1 protein-coding gene is annotated in these 262 nt (G+C 62.6%); it reads right to left on the bottom strand.

Features of this window, described 5'->3' with window-relative positions:
• Window positions 1–262, bottom strand: a 262-nt coding sequence (locus tag SB786_RS36650; RefSeq protein WP_410731642.1) for a S4 domain-containing protein, incomplete at both ends; no start/stop codon positions are given.

Raw genomic sequence — 262 nt, 5'->3', positions numbered from 1 at the left:
CTGCGCTCCGGCACGCCCTTGAACGTACCTTCGAACTTCTTCGCGTCGACTGCGACCCAACCTGCGATGCCGCCTTGCTCTGCCAGCGAGAGGGCTTCAGCGATACGCGCCTGCTTCTTCGCCTTTTCGCGAATTGCGACGACGTCGCCTGCCTTCACTTGCATCGACGGGATGTTCGCGACGACGCCGTTCAGCGTAAGAGCCTTGTGGCTCACGAGCTGTCGCGCTTCAGCGCGGGTCGATGCGAAGCCCATGCGGTACA

Source organism: Burkholderia sp. SIMBA_062, from assembly GCF_046534765.1.
GTDB lineage: Bacteria > Pseudomonadota > Gammaproteobacteria > Burkholderiales > Burkholderiaceae > Burkholderia > Burkholderia ambifaria.
This window is presented reverse-complemented; position numbering and strand designations above follow the sequence as displayed.